Genomic DNA, 24955 nt, shown 5'->3' on the forward strand with positions numbered 1-24955 from the left:
GTCCAGGCGTCGGCTATCCAGCGCAGTGAGGCGCGCGCGTAGACCATGTCGGTGCGCGGCGCGGGGAGCATGCCGTCGGTGAACAGTTCCCAGTGCCGGGTGCCGCGTCGGACGTCGCGGATGAACACCCGGTGCACACGGTCGGGTTGGGCGTCGTAGGCCTCGCGGGACATCTCGTAGTAGAGGTGGGTCCGGGCCAGTACGTCGTAGTACGCGGGCCAGTCGCCGCGCGCCCTGGCCTCGGCGAGGTCCCGCTCGGTCTCGGTCGGCGGGGTCCAGGCGGGCGGACCGGCGGGCGGGGGAGGCCCGAAACCGGCGGAGGGCGGTCCGAACGACATGGGTGCTCTGTCCTTCCAGGGTCCAGCCGCTGCTGACCCCGGCACACTGCCACACGGGACTGAGACACCCCTGTGGACCCCCGGACCCCCGGGATCCCCGGACCCACGGATCCCGGGAAACGCCATGCCCTGTGCCCGAGGCCCCCGGCCGCGGTCACGCGGTCAGGGGCCTCGCACAGTGCACTGCGGGCGGGTCGTCCGTCAGACGTTGACGCCGAAGTCCTGGGCGATGCCGACCAGGCCCGAGGCGTAACCCTGGCCCACCGCGCGGAACTTCCACTCCGCGCCGTTGCGGTACAGCTCGCCGAAGACCATGGCCGTCTCCGTCGCCGCGTCCTCGGAGAGGTCGTAGCGGGCGATCTCCGCGCCGCCCGCCTGGTTCACGATGCGGATGTACGCGTTGCGGACCTGGCCGAAGTTCTGCGAGCGGGTCTCCGCGTCGTAGATCGAGACCGGGAAGACGATCTTCTCGACGTCCGCCGGGAGGCCGGCCAGGTTGACGTTGATCGCCTCGTCGTCGCCCGCGCCCTCGCCCGTGCGGTTGTCGCCGGTGTGGACGATGGTCTGGTCCGGGGTCGACTTGTTGTTGAAGAAGATGAAGTGGCCCTCCGAGTACACCTTGCCCTCGGGGTTGACCGCGATCGCCGAGGCGTCGAGGTCGAAGTCCGTGCCGGTGGTGGTGCGGACGTCCCAGCCAAGGCCTACGGTGACGGCGGTCAGGCCCGGGGCCTCCTTGGTGAGCGAGACGTTGCCACCCTTGGACAGGCTTACAGCCATTGTTGGGAGTCCTTCCCTCGTTGCGGTGCGGGCTTCGTACTGAGGACGAAGCTACCGGTACCTCTATGAACGCCAAGAGGGGTATCGAAGGTTCCACGTGGCTTTACTTTCTTTACCCCCCTCTTCACCCGCGTCTTCCGGAACGTCCGGGGTAATTGGCGTGACGTGGACCGGACAGACAGGGGACCATGGGGGACATGTCCGGTCCCTATCTCATCCGCGGCTCCGTCTCCCTGCCCGAGGCCGAGCTCATGTGGCGTTTCTCGCGGTCGTCGGGGCCGGGCGGGCAGCACGTCAACACCAGCGACTCCCAGGTGGAGCTGCGCTTCGACCTGGCGAAGACCGAGGCCCTGCCCGAGGTGTGGAAGGCCCGCGCGCTGGAGCGCCTCGCCTCCCGGCTCGTCGACGGCGTCGTGACCGTACGGTCCTCCGAGCACCGCTCCCAGTGGCGCAACCGCGAGACCGCCGCCGTACGCCTCGCCGCGCTGCTCGCCGAGGCCACCGCGCCACCGCCGAAGCCGCGCAGGCCCACCCGGATTCCCCGGGGCATCAACGAGCGCCGCCTGCGCGAGAAGAAGGCCCGCTCCGACACCAAGCGGGGGCGGACCGGGCGCGACTGGGGGTAAATCCCCGGTTCCCGCCGCCGGTTGTCACATCCCCGGCCCGCGCTCCGTCGTAGCGGTGACGACGGACCGCGACGAGGAGTGTTCACCCGTGGGCGACTTCGAATTCCCCCGCCAATTCACCCGACGACAGGACGGTGAATTTCTCGCCGCCCGGTTCGAATCCCACCGCCCGCGCCTGCACGCCGTCGCGCACCGCATGCTCGGCTCGTCCGCCGAGGCCGACGACGCCGTGCAGGAGGCCTGGGTCCGGCTGAGCCGCTCGGACGCGGAGAGGGTGGAGAACCTGGGCGGCTGGCTGACCACCGTCGTCGGCCGGGTCTGCCTCGACATGCTCCGCTCCCGCACCTCCCGCGCCGAGGAACCCCTCGACCTCGGCGCCCCGGTCCCGGCCGCCGCGCCCACCCCCGAACAGGACGCGCTCCTCGCCGACTCGGTCGGGGCCGCGCTCCTCGTCGTACTGGAGACCCTGACGCCCGCCGAACGGCTCGCGTTCGTGCTGCACGACCTGTTCGCGGTGCCGTTCGACGAGATCGCGTCCATCGTCGGCCGTACGCCCACGGCGGCACGGCAGTTGGCGAGCCGGGCCCGGCGCCGGGTGCGGGGCGCGCCCGCGCCGGACGGGGATCCGGCGCGGCGGCGGGTGGTCGCCGACGCGTTTCTCGCGGCCGTGCGGGAGGGCGACTTCGAGGCGTTGGTGAAGGTGCTCGACCCGGACGTGGTCGCGCGCTCCGGGGACACGGTGACCGCGGGTGCCGCCGCGGTGGCGTCCGGCGCGACGAGCTTCGCGCACTTCGCGAGTCTCGCGTGGCCCGCTCTGGTGGACGGTGTCACCGGTATCGCCCTGCTCGTCGACGGCCGCCCCGTGCGCACCCTCTCCTTCACCTTCGTCGGCGACCGCATCGCCGCGATCGACATCGTGACGGAGCCGGAGAAGGTGGCGCTGCTGGACGTACGGCTCGTGTGAGGCGCGGCTACGGCAGCTCCAGCACGCCGACCGTCTCGCCCTCGCTCAGCTCGCCGTTGGGCCGGAAACCGAGCCCCGCGTAGAACCCGGCCGGCCCGGACGGGCCCTCGTGCCAGGTGACGTAGAGCTCCTTGCCGCCCCGGCGGCGGATCTCGGCGGCGACGGACTCCACGGCGAACCGGCCGTAGCCGCGCCCCTGTTGGTCCGCCGCGATGTTCAGGCGCCACAGGCCGGAACGGACGACGGGTAGCCAACCAGTCAGTCAGTCGAAGAAGGCCATGAGGAAGCCGACGGGGCGGTCCTCGTCGACGATCAGCCGGGGCCAGGCGGTGCCGGGGTGGACGTAGGCCTCGGCGAGGGATTTCACGACGGGGGAGACCGCGAATTCCTGGTCGGGGCGGACCCGAATGCCCAGGGCGGCGTCGATGTTGCCGCGGGTGATCTCTTCGAGACGGGGCCCTGGACCGGTGGTGATCGTCGTCATGGGTGCACGGTAGGCGGACCGCTCACCGGCGGGCGACCGAATTCACGGTCACCCCAACTGCCGGTACCTGCCCCGGAAATAGGTCAGCGGGCCGCCGTCCGTGCCGGTCGCCTCCGCCGTCAGTACGCGGCCGATGACGAGGGTGTGGTCCCCGGCCGGCACCCGTTGTTCCGTGCGGCATTCGAGGGTGGCGAGGGCGCCGCGCACCAGGGGCGCGCCGGACGCCGACCCGTGGACGTAGGGGATGTCGTCGAAGAGGAGGCGGTCGCTGATGCGGCCCTTCATCGCGAAGCGGCCCGCGATGTGGCGCTGGCTCTCGGAGAGGACGGAGACGGCCCACAGGGGCTGTTCGTCGAGGAGGTCGTCCATGCGGGAGCCGTTGCGGAGGCTGACCAGGACCAGCGGCGGGTCCAGGGACACCGACATGAAGGCGGTCGCGGTCATGCCGACGTCCTCGCCGACCGGGGCGTGCGGGTCGTCCGGGTCGTACGGCTCCTCGTGCGCGGTCACCAGGACCACGCCCGCGGCCAGCCGGGCGAGGGCGGCGCGGAACTCGTCGTTGCTCACCCCCACAGCATGCCCGGAGGGAGTGGACTCGGTGATCGACGCGGTGTTCAGCACGCCGGGAACGCTAATCTCCGAGTGCCGCGCACCGCATCGGACTTCGGTCCCGGACGGGTCCTAGGACCAATGGCCCACGCGGTGGAACATCGTCGTGCATCATGTCCACACAGTCACAAAGTTTGCGTTCAGTAAACGCACAGGTAAAACGCAGAAACTCCACTCAATTGTTCATCTTCCGCTGTGACTTGAGTCACAAGGGGTAGTAATTGTTGACCCTGTGTACCGAGTGGGCAGCGCGCTGTGATTCAGTGGCGGGGAAGAAGACCCTTGATTCGCTGCGAGGTCTCGGGGGGAGGGCGAGTATGGAGACCGAGTCGGAACCCTACGTCCGTCTTGAGAACCTGCGGCAACTGCATACGGTCATGGCGGACATGAACACCGCCCGCAGCCTGGCGGACACCCTGCAGACCGTCGCCGACGGCGTGGTCAACGGCCTCGGGTACGAGCTGGCATGCGTCAACCTCGTACGCCCCGACGGCGACCTCGTGGTCGCCGCGTTCTCCGGCAACTCCGCCGCTGAGGCACTCATCACCGGCCGCGTCGGCTCCCGCGCCTCCTGGGAGCGCCGGCTCGGCATGGGCGAGGACTGGGGTGACCTGCGGTTCATACCGCACACCGAGGGCTGGGTCCTCGACGAGGACGACGTACCGCAGTGGTACACCGACGGCCCCGCCCCCCGCTTCGAGGACGAGTGGCACCCCTCCGACCGGCTGTTCGCGCCCATGTACACGCCCGGCGTCTCCGGCGGCTCGTGCGGCGAACTGATCGGCGTCCTGTCCGTGGACCGCCCGCGCAACGGCCGCCGGCCCGGCGCATGGGGGCGCGAAGCGCTCCAGATGTACGCCTTCCAGGCCGCCATCGCGATCAGCAACGCGCGTCTACGTGCGAATATGCAACGCGCACTTGTCAGACTCGAACGCGAGCAACAGGCCCTGCGCGCAAGCGAGGAGAGCTTCCGGCAGGCCTTCGAGTACGCCCCCTCCGGCATGGCGATAGCCGAGATGGGCGGCGACCAGCACGGCCGAATACTCCGCAGCAACGACGCCCTGTGCCGCCTCCTGGGCCGCCCCGCCTCCGCGATGCGCCGCTACTCCTTCTCGGACCTCGTCCACCCCGAGGACATAGGCACCCTGCTGAGAACCTCGGCGGAGGGCGGACGGGCGGAACTCCGCCTGGGCCGCCGGGACGGCACCTACGTCTGGGTCTCGCTCCGCAACTCCGTCGTCGCCGACGCCGCCGACGGACCGCGCTTCCTCCTCTCCCACGTCGAGGACATAGAGGACCGCAAGCGCCGCGAGCTGCAGCTCGCCCACCGCGCCGCGCACGACGCGCTCACCGGCCTGCCGAACTCGGCCGAGCTGCGCACCCGCCTCTCCTCGCGCCTCTGCCAGCGCCCGACCTCCGCCTTCCCCGGCGAGGTCGAGTCGCTCGACGCCGCCTACGGACACCCGGCCTACGACGCGAACGGCCACGGCTTCGACTACCCCCCCGGCGCCGGCCTCCTCGACGCCTACGACCACCACGTCCACACGATCGCCCCCGAGGGCGAGCGCGACGACGGCACCAAGGGACTCGCGGTCCTCTTCTGCGACCTCGACGGCTTCAAGTCGATCAACGACCGCTTCGGGCACAACGCGGGCGACGCGGTCCTCATCGAGGTCGCCCGGCGGCTCGGCCGGGCCGTCCGCGACGGCGACACGGTGGCCCGCCTCGGCGGCGACGAGTTCGTGGTCCTCGCCGACGGCCTCGGCAAGGCCGACGCCGCCGACCTCGCCGTACGCCTGCGGAACGAGATCATCCAGCCCATCCGGGTCGACGGCCGGGCCATGCGGGTCGGGGCCAGTTTCGGCATCGGGTGGGCCCACTGCGGCATGACGGCGGACGAGGTGTTGAAGTCCGCCGACGAACGGATGTACATCGAGAAACGATCTCGTCCCAAACAGCACAGACGCGCGGGATGATCACCAGGTCAGCGTTGTGATGCCGTCCGAGTCACCCGTTTGGACTACGTGGAGCGGGTAGGCTCGCAGTTCTCCAGACGTATCGAAGACGCGATCGAAGACGTGGTCGAAGACGCGTCTGAAGCTGACGTACCCGCACCCGCACCTGTTGAGGAGTACCTAGGGATGACGCCCGGCAACAACGGCGCGAGCACGCCCGAGGACGACGACCCGTTCGGCTACCTGTACGAGGACGGCCAGGCCGCCGGAGCCCAGCCGCCGTCGGGCGGCGGTTACGGCTACCCGGGCTCCGTCAACCGGGTGCGCGCGGTCGGCGAGCGCCAGTACGGCGGCCAGCCCGCCGCCCCCACCGCCCAGTACCAGCAGCCGTACGGCCAGACCGTCCCGCAGCAGCAGGCCTACGGCGACCGGCCGAACGCGCACTACCAGGCCCCGGAGGCCTTCGGCGCCCCGCCCACCCAGCAGCCCCCGTCCTACGACGGCGGCCGCGGCGGCGGCCGGGGCCGCGGCCCCAACACCAAGGGCCTGCTGATCGGCGCGATCGCGGTCGTCGCCGCGGTGGTCATCGGCATCAGCGTGGCGATGATGAACGGCAACGACGACACGAAGACGGGCAACGAGGCGGGGTCTTCGCCCTCGGCTTCGCAGAGCGCCTCGTCGAGTCCGTCGCCGAGCAGCAGCGCGTCGGACGCGGCAGAGACGCAGGAAGTCGACGTCAAGGCGCTGAAGCTGGACGGCGGGGCCACCACGGCCTCGGACGTCGACGGAGCGAAGGCCGCGGGTGGCGTCTACGTGTCGGGCTTCAACCAGGTCGGCGCGTCCATCACCTGGACGGTGAACGGCATCACCAAGGCCGGCAAGTACACGCTGAACGTCAACTACGGCGTGCCCGGCAAGGACGCCAACGCCACGCTCACGGTCAACGGCACGGCCCAGACCCGCCCGCTCAACCTGGGCAACTTCGCCAAGGCCGCGGAGGGCGACTACGAAAAGGGCTGGACCAACACCTGGGGGGACATCACCCTCAACAAGGGCACCAACACCATCAAGGTCTCCTGCGAGCAGGGCAACCAGTGCGACGTCAACTTCGACCAGTTCTACCTGGAACCGGGCTGGAAGTAGCCCCGAGCAGTCGGACCTAGGCCGCGGTGGCGTCCCCCGTCACCGTGACCCGCCCCAGCAGCTCCTCGTAGGCCGGGCGGTCGAACTCGCCCGCCACCGGGGCCAGTACGGTCGCCGCCGACAGGGCCACGGCCCGGGCCAGTCGGTCGGGCCAGGGCAGGCGTTCGACCAGTCCCGACAGCAGGCCCGCGACCGCCGAGTCGCCCGCGCCGGTCGGATTGCCATGCACCCGCGCCGGAGGCGCCGCGTGCCAGTCGCCCTCCGGGGTCGCCGCCAGCAGACCCCGCACACCCAGCGAGGCGACCACCGTGCGGGCGCCCCGGCGCCGCGCGTCCCGCGTGGCCCGCAACGGGTCGTGGGAGCCGGTGAGTTCGGCCAGTTCGTCGGCGTTGGGCTTGAGGATGTCGGGGCGGGCGGCGACTCCACGGCGGAGGGGTTCGCCGCTGGTGTCCAGCAGCACGGGGACGCCTGCTGCCCGTGCCGTCCGGATCAGGCCCGCGTACGCGCCCACCGGCACCCCCGGCGGCAGACTCCCGCACAGCGCCACCGCCGACACTCCACCTCCCAACAGGCCCTCGTACGCCTCCTGGAACGCCGACCACTCCGCCGAAGTGACCGTCGGGCCGGGCTCGTTGAGTTGAGTCGTGTCACCGGTCAGCTCGTCCACGATCGCCGTCGTGCGGCGGGTGGCCCCGGAGACCGGGACCAGCGCGTCCAACACACCCGGCGTACCAGCGAGTTGCTCCTGTACGACCCGCCCGGTGGCGCCGCCCGTGAACCCGGTCACCGTCACCTCGTGGCCGAGGGCGGCCAGCACCCGGGCCACGTTCAGCCCCTTGCCGCCGGGCCGCTCGGTCACCTCGGAGACGCGATGCGTGCCGTGCGGCCGCAACTCCCGTACCCGGTAGGTGATGTCGAGCGCGGTGTTGAGCGTGACCGTGAGAATCACCCGCGTCGACCTCCCCCGACTTTCGCGTGAACGCGCTTGCTCCGGAGGCTCGATGATGCCAAACGGGCGGCGGTCCTCCCAGTCCCCCGGGACAACCGCCGCCGTCAACCACGTCACATATCAGGCCAGTTGGGGCTCGACCACCCAAGTGCCGCGCCGCATCACGCCCTTGAGATCGAACTCGGAGTCCAGCAGCACCAGGTCGGCGTACTTGCCCGGCTCCAGCGAGCCGATCTCGTCGTAACTCCCGAGCAGGCGCGCCGGGTTGGCCGAGATCGCGGCGACCACGTCCTCGACCGGCAGCCGGTCGACCGTCACCGACCGCTTGAAGGCCCGGTCCAGGGTCAGCGTCGACCCCGCGATCGACCCGCCCTCCACCAGCCGCGCCACACCCTCGCTGACCTCGACCTCCAACGGGCCGAGCATGTACCGGCCGTCACCGAAGCCCGCCGCGTCCATCGCGTCCGTGATGAGCGCCACCCGGTCCGCGCGCGCGTGATGGAACGCCAACTCCAGGGACGCCGGGTGCAGATGCGTACCGTCGTTGATCAACTCGACCGTGACGCGCTCGTCCTCGAGGAGCGCCGCGATCGGACCGGGCTCGCGGTGACCGAGCTGCGGCATCGCGTTGTACAGATGCGTGGCGACCGTCGCGCCCGCGTCGATCGCCTCCACCGTCTGCTCGTACGACGCGTCCGTGTGCCCGATCGCCGCGATGACGCCGTGCTCGACGAGCAGCCGCACGGAGTCGAGCCCGCCCGGGAGTTCGGTCGCCAGCGTGACCATCTTGGCGCTGCCGCGCGCCGCGTCGACCAGCTTGCGCACGTCCGCGGGATCGGGCTCGCGCAGCAGGGCCTCGGAGTGGGCGCCCTTGCGGCACGGGGAGATGAACGGGCCCTCGAAGTGGATGCCGGCGAGGTCGCCCTGCTCGGCGAGTTCGGAGAGGAGGCCGGCGCGCTGGACCAGGAAGTCCATCTCGCCGGTGACGGTCGAGGCGACGAGGGTCGTCGTGCCGTGCAGGCGGTGGGTGTGGATGCCCTTGAGGACGTCGTCGACGGTGCCGGAGGTGAAGGAGGCTCCGCCGCCGCCGTGGTTGTGGATGTCGACGAATCCTGGGACCAGGGTGTACCCGGTGACGTCGAGTACCTGGGCGTTCTCGGGGGCGGCACCGGCGATTCGGGTGCCGTCGACGATCACTCGGCCGTTCCGGACGGTTCCTGTGGGGAGTACCACTGTGGCGCCGGACAGGACGAGGGGCCTTGTGCCGGTTGCGGGCTGCGGGTGCGTTGTGGCTGGTCGCGCAGTTCCCCGCGCCCCTGGGTCGGCTGCCATTAGGCGGTTACCTCCGTACGGTCGGTGTGATTGAGGAGATCCCAAGCCAGCAGGCCCGCGCCCAGGCACCCTGCTGTGTCCCCCAGGGCCGCGGGGACGATCGTCGGGAGCTTCTGGAAGGTGATCCGGGCCTCGACCGCCTCCCGGAGCGGTGTGAACAACGTTTCCCCCGCCTCGGCCAGGCCGCCACCGATGATGATCGTGCGGGGGTCCAGGAGGGTGAGGGCGGTGACGAGGCCGTCGGCGAGGGCGTCGACGGCTTCCTGCCAGACCTTCTCCGCGCGGGGGTCCCCGGAGGCGACCGCCTTCGCGCAGTCCGCCGCGTCCGCGTTCGGGTCGCCGGAAACGGCCGCCCACGCCTCGGTCACCGCCGCCGCGGACGCGTACCGCTCCAGACAGCCGGTCTGGCCGCAGGGGCAGGGCGCGCCGCCGGGTCGTACGACGATGTGGCCGATCTCGCCCGCGAAGCCGTGCGCGCCCGCCTCCACCCGGCCGTCGATGCCGATCGCGCCCGCTATGCCGGTGCCCAGCGGCACGAACAGGAAGCGGTCGGCGCCCTTGCCCGCGCCGATCCGGCCCTCGGCGAGGCCGCCGGTGCGGACGTCGTGGCCGAGCGCGACCGGGACACCGCCGAGGCGGGCGGCGAGCAGGTCGCGCAGGGGTACGTCGCGCCAGCCGAGGTTGGCCGAGTAGGCGGCGATGCCCCGCTCGGCGTCGACGATGCCGGGGACGGCGACTCCGGCGGCGGACGCGGGCTCGCCGTACCGCTCCTCGCCGTACGCGCGCAGCTCGGCGGCGAAGCCGAGGATGTGCTCGACGACCGCGTCCGGTCCGCGCTCGCGGCCGGTCGCCCGGCGGGCCCGGTGCAGCAGCTCGCCGTCGGCGCCCACGAGGGCGGCTTTCATCCCGGTGCCGCCCACGTCGAGGGCGATGACATGTCTCACGGGGGACAGTGTGGCCCGTCTACCCGCGAGAGGTCTAGTCCACTCACGTGGTGTAGACCTTATGGGTTCGCGGAGCGAACGTCACGACAGCAAAGCTTTGGGGAGTCAGCAGTGCAGCGGCGCAGGACAGGAATGATCGCGGCGATGTCCGTACTGGGCATGACGGCGGTCCTCGGCGGCTGCGGCCTCGGCGGGGACTCCGGTGAAGTGACCCTGAGACTCGTCGCCGCCGACTACGGCGACTCCGCGTCCAACAGTTCGCGGAAGTACTGGGACGCGCTCGTCAAGGCGTACGAGGCCAAGCACCCCGGGGTGAAGGTCGACGTCGGCGTGTACTCGTGGAACGAGGTCGACGCCAAGGTCAGGGCGATGGTCGACGCGGGGAAGGCCCCGGACATGGCGCAGATCGGCGCGTACGCCGACTACGCCGACGAGGGCAGGCTGTACTCCACCGCCGACCTGCTCTCCATCCCCGTGGAGGCCGACTTCCTGGAACCGCTCGCGGACGCGGGGGAGGTCGACCACGTCCAGTACGGCATCCCGTTCGCCGCGTCCACGCGCGTCCTCTTCTACAACAAGACCCTCTTCGCCCAGGCGGGCCTCACCCCGCCCAGGAACTGGAGCGAACTGGCCGCCGACGCCGAGGCGTTGAAGGAGCGGGGCGTGAAGTACCCGTTCGCGCTGCCGCTCGGCTCCGAGGAGGCGCAGGCCGAGACCATGCAGTGGCTGCTCGGCGGGGGCGGCGGCTACACCGACGACCTGGGCAGCAGCTACACCCTGGACTCCGCGGAGAACATCTCCACCTTCACCTGGCTGCGCGACAACCTCGTCGCCAAGGGCCTGACCGGTCCCGTCGCACCCGCCAAGCTGAACCGCGCGGACGCGTTCGCCGCCTTCGCCAACGGCGACGTGGGCATGCTCAACGGCCACCCCACCCTCATCCAGCAGGCGGCCAAGAAGGGCGTCAAGTTCGGCACGGTCGCCATGCCGGGGCGCACCGGCAAGGCCAAGACCACGATGGGCGTCGCCGACTGGATGACCGCGTTCAAGCAGAACGGCCACCGCGACCAGATCGGCGACTTCCTCGACTACGTCTACAGCGAGAAGAACGTCCTCGCCTTCTCCCGCGAGTACGACCTGCTGCCGGTGACCAACTCCGCGTCCAAGGTGATGGAGGCGTCGAAGCAGGACCAGGATCTCCGCCCGTTCCTGGAGGAGCTCCCCCTCTCCACGCTCTACCCGGTCGGCAACACCTCCTGGGCCACGGTCAGCGCCGACATCAAGAAGCGCATAGGGCAGGCGGTCGCCGCGAACGGCAGCCCGGGCGCGGTGCTGGGGCAGCTGCAGGCGGCGGCTTCGCTGGCGGAGAGCGGCAAGTAGGAGGCGGCAGGGGCTGGCCGGGGCCGCTGTCGGTGGCGGGGGCTACGGTGCAGAACATGGACAAGGACCGCCCGGACCGCCCGGACCGCCCCTCGCGTCTCCCTCCCCTGAACCGGAGGGAACAGGACATCCTCGCGCTGGAGCGCCGCGGCTTCCCGGGCCCCGGCGCGAAGGAGCGCGCGATACGCGAGGAACTGGGCCTGGCCCCCGTGCGCTACTACCAGCTGCTCAACGCCCTGCTGGACGACGAGCGGGCGCTCGCCCACGACCCGGTCACGGTGAACAGGCTCAGACGGGTCCGTGAGACACGGCGTTCGGAGCGGTGAGGGTCCGGCCGAGGGGTGATGGGCGAGGGGTGCGGTCGGCTCCGCCCGGATAGGGTCGTTGTATGGGCAGCCCTGAGGACTCCACCGATCCCGTCCATCCCCCGGACGTACTGCCGACGGACGTACTTCCGACCCCTCGCACCGGCGCCGGGCGTGAGGGCCTGGAAGCGATCCTCGCGCGCCCCTCCGCCGCGGTGATCGGGCTCGACTTCGACGGCACGCTCGCACCGATCGTCGCGGACCCCGAGCAGGCCCGTGCGCACCCGGACGCGGTGCCCGCGCTGGCCGCGCTCGCCCCGAAGGTCGCCTCCGTCGCCGTGATCACCGGCCGCCCGGCGGGCGTGGCGGTGCGCAACGGCGGCTTCGCGGGCGTCCGGGGCCTGGAACACCTCGTCGTCCTCGGCCACTACGGCACGGAACGCTGGGACGCGGTCACCAGCACCGTCAGCGCCCCCGCCCAGCACCCGGGTGTGGCCGCCGTCCGCGCCGAACTCCCGGGCTTCCTCGACCGCATCGGCGCGTGGCAGGGCACCTGGATCGAGGAGAAGGGCCGCGCCCTCGCCGTCCACACCCGCCGCGCCACGGACCCCCAGGCCGCCTTCGAGGCCCTCCGCGCCCCCCTCACCGACCTCGCCACCCGCCACGGCCTGATCGTCGAACCGGGCCGCCTGGTCCTGGAGTTGCGCCCACCGGGCATGGACAAGGGCGTCGCCCTCGCCGACTACCTCCGCGAGACGAACGCCGAGTCCGTCCTCTACGCCGGCGACGACCTAGGCGACCTCCCCGCCTTCGCCGCCGTGGAAAAACTCCGCTCCGACGGCCTCCCCGGCCTACTCGTGTGCAGCGGCAACGACGAGGTGACAGAACTACGGGAGCGGGCGGACCTGGTGGTGGACGGCGCGGCGGGAGTTGTGGGCCTGCTGTCGGCTCTAGCCGCTCAACTCGCCTGATTGCGTGGGGGTGTTGGCGGAAGAGGCCGGGCGGGGTCTCCGGCCGTGTGGCCCGCGCCGGCGGCGATGAGTGCGCCCGCCGCAATGGCGTGCCGGGCGGCACCCGCCGTGACCGTGGCCCTGCTGTCGACGTCGGCCGCTCAACTCGGCTGATTGCGTGGGGGTGTTGGTGGAGGAGGCCGGGCGGGGTCTCCGGCCGTGCGGCCCGCGCCGGCGGCGACGAGCCGGGAGCGACGAGCCGGCGGCGACGAGCGCGCCCGCCGCAATGGCGTGGCGGGCGGCGCCCGCCGTGACCGTAGCCCTGCTGTCGACGTCGGCCGGTGAACTCGGCTGATCGCGTGCGGGTGTTGGTGGGCGCCGGGCCAGGTCGTCGTGGCGGCCCGGGTGCCCGCCGGTCGGCCTCCCCGGTGTTCTATCGTCCGCGCGCTGTGATCAACTCGCCTGATCCCGCAGCGCGTTCAGCTGCTCCAGGAACCACTGGGCCGGGGGGAGTGCCGTGGCCGCGACGGCCAGCCTCTTTGTCCGTTCGGCGCGTTCCTCGGTCGGCATCGTCAGGGCCTCGTGGAGGGCGTCGGCCGTGGCGATCACGTCGTACGGGTTGACGGCGATCGCGTCCTTGCCCAGTTCCTGGAACGCGCCCGCCTCGCGGGAGAGGACCAGCGCGCAGCCCTCGTCGGAGACGACCGGGACCTCCTTGGCGACGAGGTTCATGCCGTCGCGGATGGGGTTGACGAGGGCCACGTCGGCGATCCGGTACGCGGCCAGCGAGCGCGCGAAGTCGTCCTTGACGTGGAGCACGACCGGGGTCCAACCGGGCGTCCCGTAAAGGGAGTTGATCTCGTCCGCCACCCGTTGCACCTCCGCCGTGTAGTCCCGGTACACGGCGAGATCCTGCCGGGACGGGTAGGCGAAGGCGACGTGCACGACCCGCTCCCGCCACTCGGGGTGGTCGTCGAGCAGCTGCCGGTACGCCAGCAGCCCGCGCACGATGTTCTTGGAGAGTTCGGTGCGGTCGACGCGGACGATGGTCCGGCGCCCCTCGCCGATCTCCTCGCGAAGGGCCGCCATTCGCTCCTCGACGTCCGCCCGGTGCGAGCGCGCGTGCAGGAACTCGGCGTCGGCGCCGAGCCCGTGGACACCGATCAGCGTGTTCCGCACGGGACGCCGCCCGGTCGGGCTGTGATCGATGGAAATCGGACCGTCCTTCGGCCACGAGGGGACGATCCGCTCCTGGTCGACGTCCTGGGCGCTCATCATGAAGCCGCGGGCCCACCGCAAGGTGAGGAAGCCGAGCCGGTCCGCGCCCAGCATCCCCCACATCAGCTGCTCCCGGATGTCGTCCGGCAGCATCCGGAAGTACTCCACCGGCGCCCACGGCGTGTGCGAGAAGTGCCCGATCCGCAGGTCGGGGCGGAGCTCGCGGAGCATCCCCGGCACCAGGCACAGGTGGTAGTCCTGCACCAGCACCGCGGCCCCCTCGGCCGCCTCCTGGGCCAGCGCCTCGGCGAACGCCCGGTTGTACGTCTCGTACGACGCCCACTGGCGCCGGAACTCCGCGTCGAAGACCGGCTCCAGCGGGGTCTGGTACAGCATGTGGTGGACGAACCACAGCACGGAGTTGGCGATGCCGTTGTACGCGTCGGCGTGCACGTCGGCCGGGATGGCGAGCATCCGCACACCGTCCTCGCCGACGCCCCGCCGTACCGCCTCCCGGTCACCCTCCGACAGCGCCGAGCACACCCACAGCGCCCCCGCGTCCGGCCCGATCGCCGAAAGACCGGACACCAGCCCGCCGCCCCCACGCCGGGCGTGCAGCGAACCGTCGTCGCCCACCTCGTACGAGACCGGGCCGCGGTTGGACGCGACGAGCACCTGAGCAGCACCGGGAGAGGGTGTGGAAGCCGTGGAAGCCGTAGAAGCCATACGGCACAACCTAGCCCGGCCCGGAAACGCTCAAACGTACGGACGCACCGCGGCGGAGCGTCGGAGTCCGTATACGGCCTCCGCCTCCGGCTCCCGATACGGCCCCCGCCCCCGGCTCCCGGTCGCCGTGCCGCCGGCTACGCCACCTTGCGCGACTGGTACTCGGTGATGTCCGCCATCGGCGGCCGTTCCTCCGTGTCCACGGAGTACGTGCGCGGCTCGAAACCGTCCGGCCCCCGCTCGAACTGCGTGAGGGACGGCCGGATGAGATGCCCGCGGGCCAGCCTCAGCTGTGCCGTGCGGTAGATCTGCGCGGCCATCCGCCCCAGCGCCTGCCCGTCCTGGTGCCGGTGCTTGCGCACCCCGACGTCGACCTGGGCGAGGGCGTCCAGCCCCACCAGGTGCAGCGCGTCGACGAGCATGCCCAGCTCGACGCCGTAGCCGACGGGGAACGGGAGCTGCTCGAGGAGCGAGCGCCGGGCCGCGTACTCGCCGCCCAACGGCTGGACGAATCCGGCCAGTTGAGGCCAGTGCATGTTCAGCAGCGGGCGGGCCATCAGCTCGGTGACGCGTCCGCCCTGGCCGGCCGCGCCGCCGAGCGGGCGGTCGTACATCGCCTTGACGAGGTCGACGCCGGGGTCGGTGAGCAGTGGGCCCACGATCCCGGTGACGAAGTCGGAGGAGAACTCCTTCAGGTCCGCGTCGATGAAACAGACGATGTCGCCGCTCGTCACCAGCAGCGAGCGCCACAGCACCTCGCCCTTGCCGGGCACGGCGGGGATGCGGGGCAGGATGTCGTCCCGGTGCACGACCCGGGCGCCCGCCGCGGCGGCCACCTCGGAGGTGCGGTCGGTGGACCCGGAGTCGACGACGACGATCTCGTCGACGAGCGGGACCTGCTGCATGAGGTCGTGACGGATGATCGCGACGATCTCACCGACCGTCGCTTCCTCGTTGAGCGCGGGCAGCACGACGGAGACCGACTGGCCCGTGCGGTGCTTCGCGGCCAGAATCTTGTGGAGCGGCCGATCGGTCAGGGACCAGGAGCGGGTGCTCAGCCAGTGCTCGACTTCCTTCAGCACGTTGCGCGGCTCCTCTGCGTTCTCTCGGCGAGGGCTGGTCACAGACAGTGAGTATGTGATCCATCTCGCGGTTCGGACGGCTCACTCAACTGTCCTGGCCTTCGGTTACAGTCTTGAACAACGCTGATGACCATCGCATGTCGGGGGCCGTCGGCGAGACAATTGCATACACAACTGAACACCGCTCATCCAGAGGGGCAGAGGGATACGGCCCGTTGAAGCCCCGGCAACCCTCCAGCCGGTCTTGTCGCATGTACATCCACATGTGCCGAGGCTCCCGGCTCGGGAAGGTGCCAAATCCGTCTCACGGCGAAACGCGTCGTGGGGAAGATGAGGAAAGGGCCTCGCCTCCATGGCTGCGCAGACTGTTGCAAGCACCACGAACTCCGCGAAGACGGACACCACCGCCGCGGACCCGAACACCGCTTCCGCGAACGCCGTCGATCTCGGCCCCGCCACCGCGCTCTCCTGCCGCGAGTGCGGCCACCGCGTCCCGCTCGGCCCTGTCTTTGCCTGCGAGGAGTGTTTCGGCCCGCTGGAGATCGCCTACGACTTCTCGGCCTACGACACCGAAGAGCTCCGCAAGCAGATCGAAGCGGGCCCCGCGAACATCTGGCGTTACGCGCCCCTGCTCCCCGTCCCCGCCGACGTGGCGACCAAGCCGAACATCAACCCCGGCTGGACCAAGCTCGTCCAGGCCGACAACCTCGCCCGCGAACTCGGCGTCGACACGGGCAAGCTGTTCGTCAAGGACGACTCCGGCAACCCGACGCACTCCTTCAAGGACCGGGTCGTGGCGCAGGCCATCGAAGCGGCGCGCGCCTTCGACTTCACCACCCTCTCCTGCTCCTCCACCGGCAACCTCGCCGGCGCCGTCGGTGCCGCCGCCGCCCGGGCCGGCTTCCGCTCCTGCGTGTTCATCCCGCACGACCTGGAGCAGGGCAAGGTCGTCATGGCCGCGGTCTACGGCGGCGAGCTCGTCGGCATCGAGGGCAACTACGACGACGTGAACCGCTTCTGCTCCGAGCTGATCGGCGACCCGGCGGGCGAGGGCTGGGGCTTCGTCAACGTCAACCTCCGGCCGTACTACGCCGAGGGCTCCAAGACCCTGGCGTACGAGATCTGCGAGCAGCTCGGCTGGCGGCTTCCCGACCAGCTGGTCGTGCCGATCGCCTCCGGCTCACAGCTCACGAAGATCGACAAGGGCCTCCAGGAGCTGATCAAGCTCGGTCTCGTCGAGGACAAGCCGTACAAGATCTTCGGCGCCCAGGCGGAAGGCTGCTCGCCGGTGTCCGTCGCGTACAAGGCCGGGCACGACGTCGTACGGCCGCAGAAGCCGAACACCATCGCGAAGTCCCTCGCCATCGGCAACCCGGCGGACGGGCCGTACGTCCTCGACATCGCCCGGCGTACGGGCGGGGCCGTGGAGGACGTCACCGACGAGCAGTGCGTGGACGCGATCAAGCTGCTGGCGCGGACCGAGGGGATCTTCGCGGAGACCGCGGGCGGTGTGACCGTGGGCGTGACGAGGAAGCTGATCGAGAACGGTCTGCTGGACCCGACGCTCACCACGGTCGTGCTGAACACCGGGGACGGTCTGAAGACGCTGGACGCGGTGGCCGGCACCGGGCTCACCGCGACGATCCGCCCGAGCCTTGAGTCCTTCAGGGAAGCCGGACTCGCGTCCTGACGGCCCACGCCCCCACAAGACAAAGCCGTACCTGACCGGAGGTCCTGAGCATGAGCGTTTCCGTCCGCATCCCCACCATCCTGCGCACCTACACCGGCGGGCAGGCCGAAGTGACCGCCGAAGGCGCCACCCTCGCCGAGGTCATTGGCGACCTGGAGAAGAACCACACGGGGATCTCCGCCCGCGTCCTCGACGACCAGGGCAAGCTGCGTCGGTTCGTCAACGTGTACGTCAACGACGACGACGTGCGGTTCGAGCAGGGGCTGGAGACGGCGACTCCGGACGGCGCCGGCGTCTCGATCATCCCGGCCGTCGCCGGAGGCTGAGCGCCCGCTTAATCGGTCGGTCGTTACCCTAGGTAATGCCGATTACCGAGAGTTCATCGAATTGCCCCCTCCGTGAGAGAAGCGGAGGGGGCAATTCTCTATGGTTGAGCGGGGTAGAGTTGGGGAACGCGCTCCACTCCGCATGCCGAACGCATATGAGTACCGGCTCCGCGTGCGATGAGAAGTAGCCAAAGTGTGCAGGTCTTTTGCGCCTTATGTGCCCTTTATCCGGCCCGACTTGCCCTGAAGTCGGACGAATTCTCCGTAAATTCCCGACCGGTCCTGCCCGGAATTCTCGTCGGATTGACCTGTTGCAGACGGCAGTTGGACGGATACATTCGGCCGCGGTCGACGCGTTCCGGCGCACGCCCCCAATCCTGTGGGGGGTGAGGTCTGACCCGGATCCGCGAAGTGCGGATCCGTGCAAGGGCCAGTAATAGGGGAGTTAGGCATGGCTCAGGGCACCGTCAAATGGTTCAACGCGGAGAAGGGGTACGGCTTCATCGCGGTCGACGGTGGTGCGGATGTTTTCGTCCACTACAGCGCGATTCAGATGGACGGCTACCGCACCCTGGAAGAGGGTCAGCGGGTCGATTTCGAGATCTCGCAGGGTCAGAAGGGGCCGCAGGCGGACATGGTCCGGCTCGCGACCAGCTGAAGCACGCGCCGACGAACAGCAGCGACGTTCTTCGTTCCTCACCGAAGGGCTCGTACTCCTGGGGGGTCACCTCCTGGGGTACGGGCCCTTCGGCATGCCCGGGGCCGGGGGCCGGAGCAGGGGCCGAAGCGGGGGTGGGAGCGGGTGTCAGAACCTGGGAGCCGCTTGCACTCGACCATGCCGAGTGCTAATCATTGGCGTTAGCACTCTGAAGGTGAGAGTGATAACGAAGGATCGGGTCGGTGAGGCCCGCAGGCCAGGTGGCGCAAGGAGCCACGGGGCAGGCGAGCCGTCCGTCGCGGGCGCCAGCGCGGTCCGGAGCAATCCACCCCAGTCCGGGAGGACCACTTCACATGGCCAAGATCATCGCGTTCGACGAGGAGGCGCGGCGAGGCCTTGAGCGCGGCATGAACCAGCTCGCCGACGCCGTCAAGGTCACCCTCGGCCCCAAGGGCCGCAACGTCGTCCTTGAGAAGAAGTGGGGCGCCCCCACGATCACCAACGATGGTGTCTCCATCGCCAAGGAGATCGAGCTGGAGGACCCGTACGAGAAGATCGGCGCCGAGCTGGTCAAGGAAGTCGCCAAGAAGACGGACGACGTCGCCGGTGACGGTACGACCACCGCGACCGTCCTCGCCCAGGCCCTCGTCAAGGAAGGCCTCCGCAACGTAGCCGCGGGCGCCAACCCGATGGCCCTCAAGCGCGGCATCGAGAAGGCCGTCGAGGCCGTCTCCGGTGCCCTCCTCGAGCAGGCCAAGGACGTGGAGACCAAGGAGCAGATCGCTTCCACGGCCTCCATCTCCGCCGCCGACACCCAGATCGGCGAGCTCATCGCCGAGGCGATGGACAAGGTCGGCAAGGAAGGCGTCATCACCGTCGAGGAGTCGCAGACCTTCGGTCTCGAGCTCGAGCTCACCGAGGGCATGCGCTTCGACAAGGGCTACATCTCGGCCTACTTCGCGACCGACATGGAGCGTATGGAGGCCGTCCTCGACGACCCGTACATCCTGATCGCGAACTCCAAGATCGCCAACGTCAAGGACCTGCTCCCGCTCCTGGAGAAGGTCATGCAGTCGGGCAAGCCGCTGCTGATCATCGCCGAGGACGTCGAGGGCGAGGCCCTGTCCACGCTGGTCGTCAACAAGATCCGCGGCACCTTCAAGTCCGTCGCCGTCAAGGCTCCGGGCTTCGGCGACCGCCGCAAGGCCATGCTCGGCGACATCGCCATCCTCACGGGCGGCGAGGTCATCTCCGAGGAGGTCGGCCTCAAGCTGGAGAACGCGACCGTGGACCTCCTCGGCCGCGCCCGCAAGGTCGTCATCACCAAGGACGAGACCACCATCGTCGACGGCTCCGGCTCCGCCGACCAGGTCGCCGGCCGGGTCAACCAGATCCGCGCCGAGATCGAGAACAGCGACTCGGACTACGACCGCGAGAAGCTCCAGGAGCGCCTGGCCAAGCTCGCGGGTGGCGTCGCCGTCATCAAGGCGGGCGCGGCCACCGAGGTCGAGCTCAAGGAGCGCAAGCACCGCATCGAGGACGCCGTTCGCAACGCGAAGGCGGCCGTCGAGGAGGGCATCGTCGCCGGTGGCGGCGTCGCGCTCATCCAGGCGGGTCACGTCTTCGAGAAGCTGGAGCTCGAAGGTGACGAGGCCACGGGTGCCGCGATCGTGAAGCTGGCCCTCGAGGCCCCGCTGAAGCAGATCGCCGTCAACGCCGGCCTCGAGGGCGGCGTCGTGGTGGAGAAGGTCCGCAACCTCACCCCGGGTCACGGCCTCAACGCCGCGACCGGCGAGTACGTCGACCTCATCGCCGAGGGCATCATCGACCCGGCGAAGGTCACGCGCTCCGCGCTGCAGAACGCGGCCTCCATCGCCGCGCTCTTCCTCACCACCGAGGCCGTCATCGCCGACAAGCCCGAGAAGGCCGGTGCCGGCGCGGGTGCCGGCGGCGGCATGCCGGGCGGTGACATGGACTTCTGATCGACCCCTTCCGGTTGATCAACGGTCTTACCGAGGGCGGTACTTCCTGCTTCTGGCGGGGGGTACCGCCCTCGGGCGTGTCCGGGATCACAGGGTGTCGGGTGAAGCGGGTGGAATGACGGGCTTGGCTCGGGGGTTGTCGTTGACGCATGATCGATGCATACGCACATACCATCCGGTACCCAGTGCCTTGTTGTCCGAGGAGCCCCCACACGTGTCTACGTCCGCCCCCGCGTCCCGAGCGGCCGAAGTGCTCGCCCGTCCGATCGTCCTCAACGGCCTGACCGTCCCGAACCGGATCGTGATGGCGCCGATGACCCGGCAGTTCTCGCCGGGCGGCATTCCCGGTGAGGACGTCGTCGGGTACTACTCCCGCCGGGCCGCCGCGGGCGTCGGTCTCATCGTCACCGAGGGCACGTACGTCGGGCACGAGTCGGCCGGGCAGAGCGACCGCGTCCCGCGCTTCCACGGCGCGGAGCAGCTCGCGGGCTGGGCGAAGGTCGCCGAGGGCGTGCACGCGGCGGGCGGCACGATCGTGCCCCAGCTGTGGCACATCGGCATGGTCCGCGAGCAGGGCCAGCCGCCGTACGCCGACGCCCCCGCGGTCGGCCCGTCCGGGCTGCGCATCGGCAGTGACGAGGTCACCGGTACGGCCATGACGCAGCGGGACCTGGACGACGTCATCGGCGCGTTCGCCGAGGCCGCTGCCGCCGCGGAGCGCATCGGCTTCGACGGCGTCGAGTTGCACGGCGCGCACGGCTACCTCCTCGACCAGTTCCTGTACGCGGGCACCAACCGCCGTACGGACGCCTACGGCGGTGACGCGGTCGCCCGTACGAAGTTCGCGGCGGAGATCGTGGCCGCGGTACGGGAGACGGTCTCCCCGGAGTTCCCGATCATCTTCCGTTTCTCCCAGTGGAAGCAGGATGTCTACGGGGCCCGGCTTGCCGAGACTCCGGAGGAGCTGGAGGCGATCCTGACGCCGATCGCCGCGGCCGGTGTCGATGTCTTCCACGCCTCCACGCGCCGTTACTGGCTGCCCGAGTTCGAGGAGACCGGGTCCGACCTCAACCTCGCGGGCTGGACCAAGAAGCTCACCGGGAAGCAGACCATCACCGTCGGGTCGGTCGGTCTCGACGGGGACTTCCTCAAGGGGTTCCGTGGGGAGGGTGCGCCGGTCAAGGGGATCGACGATCTGCTCGACAGCCTTGAGCGTGACGAGTTCGACATGGTCGCGGTGGGGCGGGCGCTGCTTCAGGATCCGGAGTGGGCGGAGAAGGTCTTGGCCGGTCGGGTGGATGAGCTGGCGCCGTACGATGCGGCGGCGTTGCGCTCGCTGAGCTGAGTTTCTCGCCCCCGCCGCCCCTGCCCGTCCCGTCACTGGGGGCTGCGCCCCCAGACCCCCGCTTCGGCCCTGAAGGGGCCTCGTCCTCAAACGCCGGACGGGCTGATGGTGCCGGCCTGGGTTGGAAAGGAAAGGTGCCGGTCAGCCTGCGATGCGGGCGAAGAAGCCGAGGGCGAGTGAGTACGGCGCGACCAGCAGGAGCATGGGGCGGAGGGCGCGGCCCTGCTGGTCGCCGCCGGCGGTGTAGGCGAGGGCGCTGGAGAAGCTGCCGCTCATGACGGCGCCCGGCGTGAATCCGAAGACGTCTCCCCAGCCCTCGATCACGACCGAGGCGCCCGCGTGGCCGACGACGGCGAGGAGGGCGCAGACCAGGTTGAGCCGGTCGTCCAACGGGCGCCAGACCGGGCCCCCTTTGCGCCCGTGTCCGGTGAACCGGGCGATGCCCGCGTACAGCAGCGCGGGCAGTCCGACGGCCACCAGCAGTACGGCCCACGTGGCGCCGGTGTCCGGGTCTCTCGGGAACCCCACGATGTCTTCTCCGCCCTGCCGCTCCGGCTGTCGTCCCCTCGTGCGCGAAGCTCCGTGGGCGTGCGTACGGTGATCGTATGACTTCCGCCGGCCGGGTGGCCACCGTCGCCGATCTCGACGCCCTCGTCGCCACCTTCACCAGTGCCTTTCTCCATGACCCGGTCTGGGGGCCCGCGTTCCCGGACGAGCGCCGGCGTGCCGAGCAGGCGGCCGTGATGTGGCGGGTCTACGCCGGTTCCGCGCTGCGGTATCCCTGGACGTTGGTGACGCCGGAGGTGGAAGCCGCGGCGATCTTCATCCCGCCGGGTGGGGTCGAGTTGACCGAGGAGGAGGCCGGGGGGCTTGAGGGGCGGTTGGCCGCGGTCACCGATGCGGGGACCGCTCGGGCGATCATGGAGGTGGGGGAGCAGTTCGAGGCGGCTCATCCTCCCCAGCCGTTCTTCTATCTCACCATCCTGGGCACGCACGCCGACCATCGGGGCAAGGGGCTCGGCATGGGGCTGGTGGCCGACGGGCTGGCCCGGATCGACGCGCTCGGCGAGCTTGGCGCTCCCGTGTATCTGGAGTCGACCAACCCGGCCAACAACAGGCGGTACGAGAGCGTCGGGTTCGAGGTCCGGGACGAGATCGTCATCGCCGGTGGCCAGGTCGTTACGACCATGTGGCGTCCGGCCACCCGTTGAACCGTGGCTATTGGTCAGGGTCGCAACTCGGGCTAGCGTGCCGCAACATGAGGATTCTCCACCTGTCCGACACCCACCTGGAGCGCACCGACGCCCCCAACCGCAACGGCGTCAACGCGACCGACTCGCTGCGGCTGATGCTCGCCGAACTCCGCCACCAGCGCGGTGTGGACGCGATCGTCGTCACCGGGGACCTCGCCAACGACGGTGCGGTGGAGGCGTATTCGGCCGTACGGGAGCTCGTGGGCGCCTTCGCGCGGTCGATGGGCGGGGTGCCGGTCTTCTACACGACCGGGAACCACGACGAACGCGAGGCGTTCGGGAAGGTGTTGGGGAGCGGGCACCTGGCCGCCGACGGCACCGATCAGGTCGTGTCCGCCGCGTTTCCGGTGGAGTTCGCGTGCGCGGCCGTGAGTGACGTGGGCGGACATCGCTTCATCACGCTCGACTCCCTCGTGCCGGGGAAGGTGTACGGGCGGCTGAGCGGGGCCCAACTGGACTGGCTGAAGGAGGAGTTGAGCACGCCGTTCGGGAACGGCACCGTCCTCGCCTTCCACCATCCGCCGATCGCCCTCGACTCACCGACCCAACAGGCCTTCGGGCTGCGGAATCCCGGGGAGCTGGCGGACGCGATCCGGGGGAGCGACGTACGAGTTGTCCTCACCGGGCACTTCCACCTCCAGCTCTTCGGCTTCCTGGAGGCGACCCCGGTGTGGGTCACGCCGGGTGTCGTCAACCGGATCGACCTGACGACCGCGTACGGCACGGAGCGGGCGGTGCGCGGCGCCTCGGCCTCGCGGGTCGAACTGGGCGGTGAGAGCGGGCCGATGTTCCACACCCTCCACGCGCGGGACCCACGGGCACACGAGACGGTGTACCAACTCGACGCGGAGCGGACCCGGTTGGTCATCGAACGCGAGAGTTAGTCGGCCTTGAACCAGGCCACCGTGAGGACCAGTGCCGCGCCGAGCGCGGCGGCGGCGAACTCGTAGGCCGCGTGGTACGCCAGGTCGGAGCGGTCGGTCACGGCCCAGTCCCGGCCGGCGTAGAGCCGGATGCCCGTCACCTGCTCCTCGTCGTACTCGAAGGCCAACCCCTCTATTTTTCCCCGCCCTTGGTGCCCGTCGGGGAGGCGCCAGGTGCCCGTGCAGCGGTCGTTCGACGCGCAGTGGACGTATCCCTCGGTGATCGTCCGGTCGCCGTCGACGAAGCGGTGGACGTTCCTCGCGGCGAACCACAGCGGCAGCGCGAGCGCGCACAGGCACGCGACGAACACCACCCGCTGCCACCAGTTCAGCCCCTTGAAGATGCTCAAAGGTTGCCCAGCGGCTCGATGTCGACGTGTACGGGCGTGCCCCATACCCGCAGCACCTCGTAGTCCGTGAACTCGTGCACCAGCCGGTACGCCATCGCGGCGCGCGAACCCCTGCGCTGGGCCGCGAGATACAGCTCGGCCTCGTGCCGGTCGCGGCGCGGGGTGCCGCACAGCTGCCAGGCCTGGCCGTTCCACAGTTCTGGCAGCCAGCGCTGCTGCGCCTGCGGGCGGTCCTCGCGCACGCCGTAGCGGGAGGGTGTGGTGTCGGTGGGCCTGCGCACGTCGGGGCCGTTGATCTCGGAGCGGCGGGCCGCGCGGCGCCGGGTCTCGCAGAGCAGGCACAGGTCGGGGGCGTCTGCGTCGACCGGGCCGTTGGGGTGCTCCGGGCAGCGCGTGGTCGGCGCGCCGCCGCTGACGGTGTCGTCCAGCAGGTCCAGGGCGCGCTTGATATCCGCCTTGACCTCGTGCAGCCGGGCGTCGGGGGTGTCGGACGTCAGCGCCTCACCGTGCTCGCCGAGGAGGCGGAGGGCGCGACCTAGGGCGGTCTGCTGGGCGTGGTTCATGGTCCTGCCGACGATAGTCGGCTTTGCCGGGGGCCGGTGGCCTTGAGGGGAGCGGGGTGGTGGCCCCGCGGCAGGGCCGACCT

General features: G+C 70.4%; 24 protein-coding genes, 2 pseudogenes and 1 riboswitch. Of the genes and pseudogenes, 14 read left to right on the forward strand and 12 right to left on the reverse strand.

Annotated elements, in window-relative coordinates:
- Positions 1-338: pseudogene (locus JHN45_RS28605) on the reverse strand (hypothetical protein); the annotation flags it as partial.
- A 201-nt stretch (positions 339-539) separates the two neighbouring features.
- Positions 540-1115: a TerD family protein gene (locus JHN45_RS28610; RefSeq protein WP_200717071.1), complete on the reverse strand. Its 576-nt coding sequence runs from the start codon at positions 1113-1115 to the stop codon at positions 540-542.
- Between the two features lie 188 nt (positions 1116-1303).
- Between JHN45_RS28610 and arfB the strand changes: the two genes are divergently transcribed.
- Positions 1304-1741: an alternative ribosome rescue aminoacyl-tRNA hydrolase ArfB gene (arfB, locus tag JHN45_RS28615; protein WP_200717072.1), complete on the forward strand. Its 438-nt coding sequence runs from the start codon at positions 1304-1306 to the stop codon at positions 1739-1741.
- Positions 1742-1829: 88 nt separating this feature from the next.
- Entirely contained in the window at positions 1830-2705 is an 876-nt protein-coding gene (locus JHN45_RS28620; RefSeq protein ID WP_201051356.1) for a sigma-70 family RNA polymerase sigma factor, read from the forward strand.
- Between the two features lie 7 nt (positions 2706-2712).
- Here the strand turns inward: JHN45_RS28620 and JHN45_RS28625 are convergent.
- Positions 2713-3189, reverse strand: a pseudogene (locus JHN45_RS28625) (GNAT family N-acetyltransferase).
- 48 nt (positions 3190-3237) lie between these two features.
- Positions 3238-3810 carry a flavin reductase family protein gene (locus JHN45_RS28630; RefSeq protein ID WP_200717074.1) on the reverse strand — a complete coding sequence of 191 codons (573 nt, stop codon included), beginning with the start codon at positions 3808-3810 and terminating at the stop codon, positions 3238-3240.
- Positions 3811-4115: 305 nt separating this feature from the next.
- Between JHN45_RS28630 and cdgB the strand changes: the two genes are divergently transcribed.
- Both cdgB and JHN45_RS28640 read left to right on the forward strand, forming a co-directional pair.
- Entirely contained in the window at positions 4116-5774 is a 1659-nt protein-coding gene (cdgB, locus tag JHN45_RS28635) for a diguanylate cyclase CdgB (RefSeq protein ID WP_200717075.1), read from the forward strand.
- A 165-nt stretch (positions 5775-5939) separates the two neighbouring features.
- Positions 5940-6896, forward strand: coding sequence for a CBM35 domain-containing protein (locus JHN45_RS28640; RefSeq protein WP_201051357.1), 957 nt, complete (start codon positions 5940-5942; stop codon positions 6894-6896).
- Between the two features lie 16 nt (positions 6897-6912).
- Here the strand turns inward: JHN45_RS28640 and JHN45_RS28645 are convergent, their stop codons facing one another.
- From JHN45_RS28645 to JHN45_RS28655, 3 genes are all read right to left on the reverse strand, one after another.
- On the reverse strand, positions 6913-7845 hold the full coding sequence (locus JHN45_RS28645) for a 1-phosphofructokinase family hexose kinase (protein ID WP_200714940.1): 933 nt from the start codon (positions 7843-7845) through the stop codon (positions 6913-6915).
- Between the two features lie 120 nt (positions 7846-7965).
- Positions 7966-9177, reverse strand: coding sequence for an N-acetylglucosamine-6-phosphate deacetylase (gene nagA, locus JHN45_RS28650; RefSeq protein WP_200714939.1), 1212 nt, complete (start codon positions 9175-9177; stop codon positions 7966-7968).
- Positions 9177-10121, reverse strand: coding sequence for an ROK family protein (locus tag JHN45_RS28655; protein ID WP_200714938.1), 945 nt, complete (start codon positions 10119-10121; stop codon positions 9177-9179). The genes nagA and JHN45_RS28655 overlap by 1 nt, the downstream gene beginning before the upstream one ends.
- A gap of 144 nt (positions 10122-10265) precedes the next feature.
- Here JHN45_RS28655 and JHN45_RS28660 point away from each other — a divergent pair, with 144 nt between their 5' ends.
- The 3 genes from JHN45_RS28660 to otsB all read left to right on the forward strand — a co-directional run bounded on the left by JHN45_RS28660 (position 10266) and on the right by otsB (position 12777).
- Positions 10266-11501: an extracellular solute-binding protein gene (locus tag JHN45_RS28660; protein WP_234469152.1), complete on the forward strand. Its 1236-nt coding sequence runs from the start codon at positions 10266-10268 to the stop codon at positions 11499-11501.
- 56 nt (positions 11502-11557) lie between these two features.
- A complete protein-coding gene (locus tag JHN45_RS28665) occupies positions 11558-11827 on the forward strand; it encodes a DUF3263 domain-containing protein (RefSeq protein WP_201051360.1) in 270 nt (89 codons plus the stop codon).
- Between the two features lie 62 nt (positions 11828-11889).
- Positions 11890-12777 (forward strand): trehalose-phosphatase, encoded by an 888-nt coding sequence (gene otsB, locus JHN45_RS28670; protein ID WP_201051367.1) that lies wholly within the window; start codon positions 11890-11892, stop codon positions 12775-12777.
- Positions 12778-13209: 432 nt separating this feature from the next.
- Here otsB and JHN45_RS28675 read toward each other — a convergent pair whose 3' ends face one another.
- Complete coding sequence (locus JHN45_RS28675) at positions 13210-14700, reverse strand: trehalose-6-phosphate synthase (protein WP_201051369.1); 1491 nt, start codon at positions 14698-14700, stop codon at positions 13210-13212.
- 137 nt (positions 14701-14837) lie between these two features.
- Complete coding sequence (locus JHN45_RS28680; protein WP_200714934.1) at positions 14838-15782, reverse strand: glucosyl-3-phosphoglycerate synthase; 945 nt, start codon at positions 15780-15782, stop codon at positions 14838-14840.
- A 182-nt stretch (positions 15783-15964) separates the two neighbouring features.
- Positions 15965-16119: riboswitch (SAM riboswitch) on the forward strand.
- Positions 16120-16134: 15 nt separating this feature from the next.
- Between JHN45_RS28680 and thrC the strand changes: the two genes are divergently transcribed.
- The 5 genes from thrC (at position 16135) to JHN45_RS28705 (ending at position 21783) form a co-directional block, all read left to right on the forward strand.
- Complete coding sequence (gene thrC, locus JHN45_RS28685; protein WP_201051371.1) at positions 16135-17472, forward strand: threonine synthase; 1338 nt, start codon at positions 16135-16137, stop codon at positions 17470-17472.
- A gap of 50 nt (positions 17473-17522) precedes the next feature.
- Positions 17523-17798, forward strand: a complete 276-nt coding sequence (locus JHN45_RS28690) for a MoaD/ThiS family protein (protein WP_200714932.1) — start codon at positions 17523-17525, stop codon at positions 17796-17798.
- A 451-nt stretch (positions 17799-18249) separates the two neighbouring features.
- Positions 18250-18456, forward strand: coding sequence for a cold-shock protein (locus JHN45_RS28695; RefSeq protein WP_019057200.1), 207 nt, complete (start codon positions 18250-18252; stop codon positions 18454-18456).
- 353 nt (positions 18457-18809) lie between these two features.
- Complete coding sequence (gene groL, locus JHN45_RS28700) at positions 18810-20438, forward strand: chaperonin GroEL (RefSeq protein ID WP_200714931.1); 1629 nt, start codon at positions 18810-18812, stop codon at positions 20436-20438.
- Between the two features lie 214 nt (positions 20439-20652).
- Positions 20653-21783 (forward strand): NADH:flavin oxidoreductase, encoded by a 1131-nt coding sequence (locus JHN45_RS28705; protein ID WP_200714930.1) that lies wholly within the window; start codon positions 20653-20655, stop codon positions 21781-21783.
- A 141-nt stretch (positions 21784-21924) separates the two neighbouring features.
- On the opposite strand, the gene JHN45_RS28710 is transcribed toward JHN45_RS28705, so the two are convergent.
- Positions 21925-22311 (reverse strand): hypothetical protein, encoded by a 387-nt coding sequence (locus JHN45_RS28710; protein WP_201051373.1) that lies wholly within the window; start codon positions 22309-22311, stop codon positions 21925-21927.
- 77 nt (positions 22312-22388) lie between these two features.
- Between JHN45_RS28710 and JHN45_RS28715 the strand changes: the two genes are divergently transcribed.
- Together JHN45_RS28715 and JHN45_RS28720 are read left to right on the forward strand one after the other, a co-directional pair.
- Complete coding sequence (locus JHN45_RS28715; protein ID WP_200716056.1) at positions 22389-22994, forward strand: N-acetyltransferase; 606 nt, start codon at positions 22389-22391, stop codon at positions 22992-22994.
- 47 nt (positions 22995-23041) lie between these two features.
- A complete protein-coding gene (locus JHN45_RS28720) occupies positions 23042-23920 on the forward strand; it encodes a metallophosphoesterase (protein WP_201051375.1) in 879 nt (292 codons plus the stop codon).
- On the opposite strand, the gene JHN45_RS28725 is transcribed toward JHN45_RS28720, so the two are convergent.
- Together JHN45_RS28725 and JHN45_RS28730 are read right to left on the reverse strand one after the other, a co-directional pair.
- Entirely contained in the window at positions 23917-24309 is a 393-nt protein-coding gene (locus JHN45_RS28725) for a hypothetical protein (protein WP_200716054.1), read from the reverse strand. The two genes, JHN45_RS28720 and JHN45_RS28725, sit on opposite strands and share 4 nt — an antisense overlap.
- Complete coding sequence (locus JHN45_RS28730) at positions 24306-24872, reverse strand: hypothetical protein (protein WP_200716053.1); 567 nt, start codon at positions 24870-24872, stop codon at positions 24306-24308. The genes JHN45_RS28725 and JHN45_RS28730 overlap by 4 nt, the downstream gene beginning before the upstream one ends.
- Between the last annotated feature and the right edge of the window lie 83 nt (positions 24873-24955).

The organism is Streptomyces sp. MBT53 (genome assembly GCF_016654115.1).
GTDB lineage: Bacteria > Actinomycetota > Actinomycetes > Streptomycetales > Streptomycetaceae > Streptomyces.